The sequence below is a fragment of the Mesorhizobium sp. M7D.F.Ca.US.004.03.1.1 genome (genome assembly GCF_003998635.1).
GTDB lineage: Bacteria > Pseudomonadota > Alphaproteobacteria > Rhizobiales > Rhizobiaceae > Mesorhizobium > Mesorhizobium loti.
The window spans coordinates 1-9,342 of sequence record NZ_RZQG01000156.1 but is presented as its reverse complement, the minus strand read 5'-3'; the positions used below and the strand labels follow the sequence as shown (position 1 = coordinate 9,342).

The 9,342-nt window shown below is 62.4% G+C and carries 12 protein-coding genes and 1 other RNA gene; 9 read left to right on the top strand and 4 right to left on the bottom strand.

The genetic code is table 11. The features are described 5' to 3' along the window. Window positions 1-355, bottom strand: a 355-nt coding sequence (locus EN935_RS11970) for an AAA family ATPase (RefSeq protein ID WP_164771093.1), incomplete at its 3' end; no start/stop codon positions are given. A 111-nt stretch (window positions 356-466) separates the two neighbouring features. Continuing rightward, window positions 467-826: a transfer-messenger RNA gene (ssrA, locus tag EN935_RS11965) on the bottom strand. A gap of 170 nt (window positions 827-996) precedes the next feature. Between ssrA and EN935_RS11960 the strand changes: the two genes are divergently transcribed. After that, window positions 997-1,308 carry a DUF2853 family protein gene (locus EN935_RS11960; RefSeq protein WP_109668129.1) on the top strand — a complete coding sequence of 104 codons (312 nt, stop codon included), beginning with the start codon at window positions 997-999 and terminating at the stop codon, window positions 1,306-1,308. A gap of 174 nt (window positions 1,309-1,482) precedes the next feature. Continuing rightward, entirely contained in the window at window positions 1,483-2,277 is a 795-nt protein-coding gene (locus tag EN935_RS11955) for a thymidylate synthase (RefSeq protein ID WP_109668127.1), read from the top strand. Window positions 2,278-2,488: 211 nt separating this feature from the next. On the opposite strand, the gene EN935_RS11950 is transcribed toward EN935_RS11955, so the two are convergent. After that, window positions 2,489-2,698, bottom strand: coding sequence for a molybdopterin-binding protein (locus EN935_RS11950; protein ID WP_095202217.1), 210 nt, complete (start codon window positions 2,696-2,698; stop codon window positions 2,489-2,491). Between the two features lie 159 nt (window positions 2,699-2,857). On the opposite strand from EN935_RS11950, the gene modA reads away from it, so the two are divergent. From modA to EN935_RS11930, 4 genes are all read left to right on the top strand, one after another. Then, on the top strand, window positions 2,858-3,652 hold the full coding sequence (gene modA, locus EN935_RS11945; RefSeq protein ID WP_127265020.1) for a molybdate ABC transporter substrate-binding protein: 795 nt from the start codon (window positions 2,858-2,860) through the stop codon (window positions 3,650-3,652). 25 nt (window positions 3,653-3,677) lie between these two features. Then, window positions 3,678-4,382 carry a molybdate ABC transporter permease subunit gene (modB, locus tag EN935_RS11940; RefSeq protein WP_127265019.1) on the top strand — a complete coding sequence of 235 codons (705 nt, stop codon included), beginning with the start codon at window positions 3,678-3,680 and terminating at the stop codon, window positions 4,380-4,382. Then, a complete protein-coding gene (modC, locus tag EN935_RS11935) occupies window positions 4,379-5,491 on the top strand; it encodes a molybdenum ABC transporter ATP-binding protein (RefSeq protein ID WP_109668121.1) in 1,113 nt (370 codons plus the stop codon). Before modB ends, modC begins: the two co-directional genes overlap by 4 nt. Before the next feature lie 81 nt (window positions 5,492-5,572). Continuing rightward, window positions 5,573-5,914, top strand: a complete 342-nt coding sequence (locus EN935_RS11930; RefSeq protein ID WP_109668119.1) for a winged helix-turn-helix domain-containing protein — start codon at window positions 5,573-5,575, stop codon at window positions 5,912-5,914. A 154-nt stretch (window positions 5,915-6,068) separates the two neighbouring features. Here the strand turns inward: EN935_RS11930 and cobF are convergent, their stop codons facing one another. Then, window positions 6,069-6,845 (bottom strand): precorrin-6A synthase (deacetylating), encoded by a 777-nt coding sequence (cobF, locus tag EN935_RS11920; protein ID WP_109668117.1) that lies wholly within the window; start codon window positions 6,843-6,845, stop codon window positions 6,069-6,071. Between the two features lie 162 nt (window positions 6,846-7,007). On the opposite strand from cobF, the gene EN935_RS11915 reads away from it, so the two are divergent. From EN935_RS11915 to EN935_RS11905, 3 genes are all read left to right on the top strand, one after another. Then, the gene (locus tag EN935_RS11915; RefSeq protein ID WP_109668115.1) at window positions 7,008-8,009 is read left to right on the top strand and encodes a DUF4424 domain-containing protein; all 1,002 of its coding nucleotides are present in this window, start codon (window positions 7,008-7,010) and stop codon (window positions 8,007-8,009) included. Then, window positions 8,009-8,527, top strand: a complete 519-nt coding sequence (locus EN935_RS11910; protein ID WP_109668113.1) for a dihydrofolate reductase — start codon at window positions 8,009-8,011, stop codon at window positions 8,525-8,527. Before EN935_RS11915 ends, EN935_RS11910 begins: the two co-directional genes overlap by 1 nt. A gap of 168 nt (window positions 8,528-8,695) precedes the next feature. Next, a partial coding sequence (locus EN935_RS11905; RefSeq protein WP_164771092.1) for a protease modulator HflK occupies window positions 8,696-9,342 on the top strand: 647 nt, incomplete at its 3' end.

Here is a 9,342-nt window from a genome sequence, read left to right as displayed (position 1 = left end):
GATTGTAGCGGAAGCGCTCGGCGGCAGAACTGACATGCTGGGGCACCGGCAGGCCGCTCAGTCTGAGATAGCCAAGCGTGTCCGGCACGCCGCGGTCGAAAAAGACAGGGCGCCCGGTCTGTTCGCGCGCAACCTGATACGAGCGCATCTCCCATGACAGCATCAGTTCGGCGAACAGCGTGCGATCGCGCCAGGGCAAAGCGGGTCCGCCTATGTCGGACTGGTCGCGGATGATGCCGCGGCCGGCTTCGACAGAGGTGGCAAAGCCTGCCCGGCGCAGGGCTTCGATCAGGGTGGTCTTGCCGGAGCCGGGACCGCCGGTCAGCACGAAGAATCGATCGGAATCGTTTTGCATGTTTTGTCCATGAGAGGGGCACGCGGCGGTGCGCCTTCGCGGCCCATAGCCGTTGGAAGGACCGGCCAGCGGGAGCTGCCGTTGTGCGTAGCGCATGTTGAGGAGGGGAGAAGTGGAGGTTTCTGTTGCCAGGTACCTCCGAACCCCGCCTAGAAGTGCGAACCCCTAGGGCTTGAATTGAAGCTATCGCACCGCTTACGCGGCGAGACGTGCTTCCGCATAGTTGTCATTTGCAACTACAGGTTTAGCCCGATGACGGTGGTACCATGCCGGGCAAAAGTACGATCTTTACACCTTCGTCGATCCTATTTCGCCCCCATCAAAAACCGCTCTGTCGCCGACAGCAGCTTTTGGTGGAGGCGCCGGGTACCGCCCCCGGGTCCGAACGGCTTATTTCATCGCCCATTTATCGCCATAGTCGGTCAAGCCGACAAACCGAATATAGGGGGCCATCGCGAGAAATGAAAGGCCGCATTGGCACTTTGTCCCCGTGTCAAAACCGCATCTCCGAAGGGTTGACTTGGGCGCGGTCTCAACCGAAGCTTTGCCACGGTGAGGAGTTATCGACCTAGCGCACAAGTTGCAGCAGCGCGCCACAGCCCTCATCGATCGGATCCGTGGCGCCGACGAGGGGAATTTTGATGGCCGACTATCTTGCAGACGTGAAGAAATACGACGCTGGCGCCAGTGCGGATGCGGTCGAAAAGATCGTAAAGCACCTGGGCATCGCGCTCAGGAACCGTGATTCCTCACTGGTATCCTGCACCGACCCAAAGGAACTCGGTCGTGTCAGGGACAACTGGGTCGCCAAGAAACTCGGCATCAGCGACGCAGCGAAAGCCGATGCGGTGATCGAAAAGACCTGCAAGGCGATGGCGGCCGATAACACCAAGAGCCGGGTTACCTTCTACTATCTGGTTGCGAAGGACCTGGGCAAGCTCGGCTCCCTCTAACGATCGCGCGCTGACGATCGCGCGTCAATTTGCGGAGGCTGGCGCAGCCAATGCGCCAGCCGGTGACGTTATTGGGGACTGGCTGCCTTCAGGCAGGGCTTGCCGCTGCTTTGTGGTGTTCGATTGCCTGTCCGTCAGTTATGATGGCTGGACAACCGAATCGAGCCGGAACCGATGCGCCAGTATCTCGACCTCCTGCAGCACGTGCTGGACAACGGCGCCGATCGCGGCGACCGCACCGGCACCGGAACGCGCTCCGTCTTCGGCTACCAGATGCGTTTCGACCTGGCGCGCGGCTTTCCAGTCACCACCACCAAGAAATTGCATCTCAAGTCGATCATCCATGAACTTCTGTGGTTCCTGGCCGGCGACACCAACATCAAATATCTCACCGACCATGGCGTTTCGATCTGGGACGAATGGGCCGACGAGAATGGCGATCTCGGCCCGGTCTATGGCAAGCAGTGGCGCTCCTGGCCGGACGGCCATGGCGGGTCGATCGACCAGATCGCGAATCTTCTCAAGGAGATACGCAAAAATCCTCAATCTCGGCGGCTGATCGTTTCGGCGTGGAATCCGGCCGAGGTGGAAGCGATGGCGCTGCCGCCCTGCCACTGCCTGTTCCAGTTCTATGTCTCGGAAGGGCGGCTTTCCTGCCAGCTCTACCAGCGTTCGGCCGATATCTTCCTCGGCGTGCCGTTCAACATCGCTTCCTACGCCTTGCTGACGCTGATGGTGGCGCAGGTGACCGGGCTGAAGCCCGGCGATTTCGTCCACACGCTTGGTGACGCGCATCTCTACTCGAACCATTTCGAGCAGGCGCGCGAACAGCTGCGGCGTACGCCGAGGGCGCTGCCGACGATGTGGATCAATCCGGAGGTGAAGGACCTGTTCGCCTTCCGCTTCGAGGACTTTCGGCTGGAAAACTACGTCGCTGATGCATCGATCAAGGCGCCGATCGCCGTCTAAGGTATGTTGATATTCAGGTGATGCCGGCCTGCAAACGGCAGCTTGCTGCGCTTCCAGTTCTACTGCGTCGCAGTAGAACTGAGCTCACGTACTTAAAGTACGCTCCGCTCCGGTTCTCGGAACCCGCCGTTTTCGACTCGGCCTGACCTGAATCTCAACACACCTTAGGTCCCGATAGCGGGTTTGCACGGCGCCCCTGAGCGCGATCAATTCAGTCTATGCCGACCATCACGTCCGAGGCCTTGACCACGGCATAGGCCTGCTTGCCCTTTTCGAGCTTGAGATCGGCGACGGCCTCGTTGGTGATCGAGGCGGTGACGATGGCGCCGCCACCAATGTCGATCCTGACATGCGAGGTGGTGGCTCCCTTGACGATCTCGGTGATCGTTCCCTTGAGAATGTTGCGGGCGCTGATCTTCATCGGAGTTCCTTTCCAAGGTTTCTTTGCCGGTCTTACCAGAACAATCGGTGTCGTACAGACGCTTTCAGGGCGCGCTGGGCCTTCCCTTGTTATATTCATGCGGATATATCGGTTGGCGGGCTTCGAGCCGATCGGATTTCAAACCAGGGAGAGTTTTCCATGACGCGCAATGGTTTCGGGTTGAGGGCGATCGCCATTGGCGGTGTTGCGGCGACGTTGATGGCGGCAGTGCCGGCAGCGCACGCGGAAGACAAGGTGGTGGTGTTTGCCGCGGCCAGCCTCAAGGACGCGCTGGATGCGGTGAACAAGGCCTGCGAGGCCGATGTCGGCGAAGCCGCGACCGTTTCGTATGCCGCAAGCTCGGCGCTGGCCAAGCAGATCGAGGGTGGGGCACCGGCCGATGTCTTCATTTCGGCCGACCTCGACTGGATGAAATATCTGTCCGACAAGAAGCTGACCAAGCCGGACACCGAAGTGAAGCTGCTCGGCAACGAGATCGTGCTGGTGGCGCCGAAGGATTCGGCGGTTGAAACCAAGATCGAGAAGGGCTTCGACCTCGCCAAGCTGATCGGCGACGGCAAGCTCGCCATGGGCGATTTCAAGGCAGTGCCGGCCGGCAAATATGGCAAAGCTGCACTTGAATCGCTCGGCGTCTGGTCCTCGGTCGAGGGCAAGGTGGCGCAGGCCGAGAATGTGCGCGCGGCGCTGAAGCTGGTTTCGACGGGCGAAGCAGCCCTTGGCATCGTCTATGCCACCGACGCGCATGCCGAAAAGGGCGTCAAGGTGGTCGGCACCTTCCCGGAGCATTCGCATCCGCCGATCATCTATCCGGTTGCCCAGACCGCCGATTCGAAGGACAAGGATACGCCGGCTTTCCTGAAGTGCCTGCAGTCGGCCAAGGCAACCGCGCTGTTCAAGGATCAGGGTTTTACCGTGCTCGCGCCGAGCAACTGAGTTCCAAGGAGCTTCATCTCGCATTATGAATTGGCTGCTGGACCTCACTCCCGACGAATGGAATGCGGTCCGGCTGTCCATCAAGGTGGCGACGGTGGCGATGCTTTTCAGCCTCCCACCGGGCATCTTGATCGCGCTGCTGCTTGCCCGGGGACAATTCTGGGGCAAGACGCTGCTCAACGGGCTGGTGCATCTGCCGCTGATCCTGCCGCCCGTGGTGACCGGCTATCTGCTGCTGCTCACCTTCGGCCGGCGCGGCCCGGCCGGCGCCTTCCTGGCCGAGCATTTCGGCATTGTTTTCTCCTTCCGCTGGACGGGTGCGGCGCTGGCTTGCGGCGTCATGGGCTTTCCCCTGATGGTGCGGGCGATCCGCCTGTCGATCGAGGCGGTGGACCGCAGGATGGAGGCGGCGGCGGGAACGCTCGGCGCCAATCCGCTCTGGGTGTTCGCCACCATCACGCTGCCGCTGATCCTGCCTGGGCTGATCGCCGGCGCCATCCTGGCCTTCGCCAAGGCGATGGGCGAGTTCGGCGCGACCATCACCTTCGTCTCCAACATACCCAATGAGACGCAGACATTGCCGTCGGCGATCTACACCTTCACACAGGTGCCGGGTGGCGATGAAGGAGCACTCCGTCTGACGCTGATTTCCATCGTCATTTCCATGGCCGCACTGGTGGCTTCGGAAGTGCTGGCGCGGCGGGTCGGCCGGCGGATGGACATCGAATGAGCGTTCTCGTCGACATCAGCCATCGGCTGGGCGGTTTCGCCATCGAAGCCCGGTTCGAAAGCGCCGGGCGGCTGACGGCGCTTTTCGGACCGTCGGGGTCGGGCAAGACGACGCTGATCAACATGATCGCCGGGCTGATCCGGCCCGACAAGGGGCGCATCGAGGTCGACGGCCGGGTGCTGGTCGATACGGCTGCCGGCATTTTCGTGCCGAAGCACAAGCGCCGCATCGGCATGGTGTTCCAGGATGCGCGCCTGTTCCCGCATATGAGCGTGGCCAGCAATCTGCGTTACGGCCGTTGGTTCACGCCACCAGCGGAGCGCTATGCTGACCTGGATGCCGTTGTCGATCTGCTCGGCATCGGCCCGCTGATGAACAGGCGACCGGCAAAGCTCTCGGGCGGCGAGAAGCAGCGCGTGGCGATCGGCCGGGCGCTGCTGGCCAGCCCCAGCCTCCTTCTCATGGACGAACCGCTGGCCTCGCTCGACGAAGCGCGCAAGGCCGAAATCCTGCCCTATATCGAACGGCTTCGCGACGAGACGAAAATCCCGATCGTGTATGTCAGCCATTCCGTCGCCGAGGTGGCGCGGCTGGCCAGCGACGTGGTGATGCTGGCGCAAGGCAATGTCATCGCCGGCGGACCGACCGAGGCGGTGATGCAAAGGCTAGACCTGTTGCCGGCGGAAGAGCGCGGCGAGGGCGGCGCCGTGCTGGACACCAGGGTGCTGCGTCATGACGAGACGTTCGGCATGACCGTGCTCGGCTCGGCCGCAGGCGAGATCCGGGTGCCGCGGCTGGCGATGACGACAGGTGCTAGGGTGCGCATTCGCATCCGTGCCCGCGATGTGATGATCGCCACCGAGAAACCGACAGGCCTCAGCGCACTCAACATCCTGCCGGGAACCATTACCGCGATAAGCCCCGGCGAGGGCCCGGCGGTCGAGGTTGGTATCGACTGCAACGGCGCAACCGTGCTTGCCCGCATCACCGAACAGTCTCGGCATACGCTGAAGCTCCATCTCGGCGGCAAGGTTTTCGCGGTGGTCAAGACGGTGAGCTTCGACCGGGCCAACACCGGCGCCGGACTGCCCGCTGAGGCGGATGGATGAGGGGCGCTATGTTTTTTTGGAATAGCGGTGTCGCCGAGGAGATTCTAGTATGGGATCGGACGTGACCGCGGAGGAGCAAGAATGCCGTCGCTGAGCTTGCGGATAAATCTCGATCCCGACGGGCGAATCGGACCGGGCAAGATCGAGCTTTTGGAACACATAGCTACTTTCGGCTCGATCTCGGCCGCGGCGCGCGGCATGGAGATGTCCTACAAGCATGCCTGGGACCTGGTCGAGGACATGAACCGGGTGTTCGGCAAACCGCTGGTGGCGGCGCAGACCGGCGGCCGCAAGGGCGGCGGCGCGCAACTGACGGCCGTGGGGCTGGCAGTGGTCAGCCGCTTCCGCGCCATCGAGCGTGCGGCCGCCGCCGCGGCAGCGACGCATATGGAGGCGCTGCAGGCGGAGATTGATGCGGGGTGAGGGCAGTAGGGCAGTAGGGCAGTAGGGCAGTAGGGCAGTAGGGCAGTAGGGCAGTAGGGCAGTAGGCAGGGAAGTAAGCAGGCATTCGTGTGCTGTCTTCCAGCACAAACATCCTTCACCTATTGCCCTACTGCCTTGCTCCCCTATTGCCTTCCTATTCAGGTTTGCGAAGCAGATAGGTGTCCATGATCCAGCCCTTCTGCCGGCGGGCTTCTTCACGGGCTTGCTCGATCTCGGCGCCGATATCACCGAGACGACCCGAGATGAGAATCTCGTCCGGGGTGCCGAGATAGGCGCCCCAGTGGATGACGACATCCTTGTCGTCCAGCGTGTTGAAGGCGCATTTGCCGTCGAGCAGGACGACCGCGCTACCGGCATTGTCCGGCATGCCTTCCTCAGTCAGGCGGCGGCCGGTGGTGATGAGGACGGAATCGCCGATGCGGTTCAGCGCCATCTTGTGGCTGGCGGCAAGCGCCTGGACGGCGGTGATGCCGGGTATCACCTCGAGCTCGAACGCGACATTGCCTCGCAGGCGCACGCGCTCGAGGATGCGCAAGGCGCTGTCGTAGAGCGAAGGATCGCCCCAGATCAGGAAGGCGCCGCAGCCATCCCCCGCAATCTCGTCGCGGATCAGACCCTCGTAGATCGCGGCGATGGCTTCATGCCAGTCATCGACGGTCGAGCGATAGGAGGGGGCCGGCCCATCTTCTACTGGCAGGTCGCGCACCGGCACGTCGAATTCGACGCGGCGTGACTTCGGATTGGTGACGAAGCGGTCGCAGATCTGACGGCGCAGCTCGGCAAGGTCGTTCTTTTTCTCCCCCTTGTCGGGGATAAACAGCACATCCGCCTGGTTCAGGCCTGATATGGCCTGAACGGTCATGTGGTCGGGATTGCCGGCGCCGATGCCGATGACGAGAAGCTTGCGCATGGAGCGAACTCCTGCCCGATCGGAACCTGTTAGTCCAGACCGCTGCTGCGTGTCCAGACCGCGTGGTCCAGGTACCCTTTGGTGCGCGCGGATGCGGAAGGGCTTTGAAACGCCACATTGAAACGGCTAGGGTCCTCAGGGCATCTAGCCGAGGGGGCTTCCATGTTGCGATATGTTCTGACCGCCGTGCTGGCCCTGCCGGCCGCGCCCGCACTCGCCAATGATTCAGTTGCCGAACTTGGCACCGGCGGCCTGATCCTGTCGCGCAGCGATGCCGTGGCGATGCAAAGCGAGGACCTCTTCATCTCGCCGGAAAAGGTGACGGTCGACTACGTCTTCCACAACAACACCGACAAGGATATCGACGCCATCGTCGCCTTCCCGATGCCCGACATCTCGGGCAATCCCGAAGAAATCCCGGCGATCCCTGAAAATCAGAGCGACAATTTCCTCGGCTTTGAGGTGACGATCGACGGCGCACCGGCAAAGCCGCAACTCGAGCAGAAGGCGTTGGCGCTCGGCATCGACGTCAGCGCCGAACTGAAAGCGCAGAATGTGCCGTTCTATCCATTCGGCGATGCGGCGAAGGCGGCACTGGCGAAGCTGCCGCAGGCGGCTACCGACGACTGGGTCAACCGCGGCATCATCATCGAGGACAGCGGCAGCGATGGCACCGAGACGAAAAAGGTCTACACGCCGTTCTGGCAATTGCGTTCGACCTACTGGTGGCGTTCGACCTTTCCGGCCAACAAGGACGTCCACGTTTCCCACCGCTACAAGCCGAGCGTCGGCGGCACGTCTTCGGTCAGCTTTTTCTATGACGGCAAGTTCCAGGGGCAGTACGCCACCTACAAGACGCGCTACTGCATGGACGACACATTCGAGAACGCGGTGCGCAAGGCGGCCAAGGATGGTCCAGACGGCTATCCGCAGTATAACGAAAGCCGCATCGCCTATATCCTGACCACAGGCGGCAATTGGGCGGCAGGGACGATCGGCAAATTCAAGCTGACGGTCGACAAGGGCAATCCGAAAGCCCTGGTCTCGTTCTGCGGCGACAATGTCAAAAAGGTCGGGCCGACGACATTCGAGATGACGGCGGATGATTTCTATCCCGAGCACGACATCGACATCCTGATCCTCGATCCAACGGACGACAACTGATGCACGTCGCAATCTACGTCGCTATTGCCGAGAACGGCGTGATCGGGCGAGACGGCGGGTTGCCCTGGCGGCTCTCCACCGACCTCAAGCGCTTCAAGGCCGACACGATGGGCAAGCCCATCATCATGGGCCGCAAGACCTATGAGGGCATCGGCCGGCCGCTGCCGGGCAGGCTGAACATCGTCGTCACCCGCGACAAGGCCTGGCGCGCCGAAGGCGTCGAGGTGGCGCATTCGCTCGAAGCCGCGATCCAGCTGGCAACGGTGCGCGGGCGCTGCATGGTCGGTGTGGACGAGGTCTGCGTCATCGGCGGCGGCGAAATCTATGCCCAGGCGCTGCTGTTGGCCGACCGGCTGCACGTCACCCATGTGCTGGCAGCAGTCGACGGCGATGCGCATTTCCCGCCGATCGATCCGGATTCCTGGCGTGTTGTCAGCTCGCAGGACGTTCCAGCCGGGGAAAAGGACAGCCACGCGACGCGCTATTCGGTTTACGAGCGCCGCCGCGAGAGACATTGAACGATAAAAGGGGCATTGAGGGAAGACAAAGGGTCGCGACCGGACCAAATCGGACAAGTCGGCAACGCATCGCGTTGAAAGCGCCTCGTGGCGTCCCTATAGAAGAACAATACTGGATTTTGCGCCGTAATACCGGTGCTTGAGGGAATTCCAAGCGAAAGGACATTCATGCCCTGGAACGATAAAAGCGGCGGTGGCGGCGGCCCATGGGGCGGCGGCGGCGGCAACAATCAGGGACCCTGGGGGCAGGGACCAAAGGGACCGAGCGGCCCACAGGGCTCGCCTCCCGATCTCGAAGACATCATCCGCCGCGGCCAGGACCGGCTGCGGCGCGTTCTGCCGGGTGGCGGTGGCGCAAGCCCGGCTATTTTCGCGCTGATCGCGGCGGCACTTGTGGTGCTGTGGGCGTTCAAGGCGGTTTACACCGTGCAGCCCGACGAGGTCGCGGTCGAGCTGCGCTTCGGCAAACCGAAGGCCGAGCTATCGCAGCCAGGCCTGCATTTCCATTGGTGGCCGCTCGAAACCGTCGAGACAGCCAAGATTTCCGAGCAACTCGTCGATATCGGCGGCGGCGGCGCGACGAGTGGCAACACCTCCGGGCTGATGCTTACCGGCGACCAGAACATCGTCAACGTCCAGTTCTCGGTGGCCTATCAGGTCTCCGACCCGAGCGCGTACCTGTTCGACGTGTCCGATCCCGACGGCATGCTGCGGCAGGTTGCCGAAAGCGCCATGCGTGAAGCCGTCGGCCGCCGGCCGGCGCAGGACATCTTCCGCGACGACCGCCAGGGCATTGCCGCCTCGGTGCGTGAAAT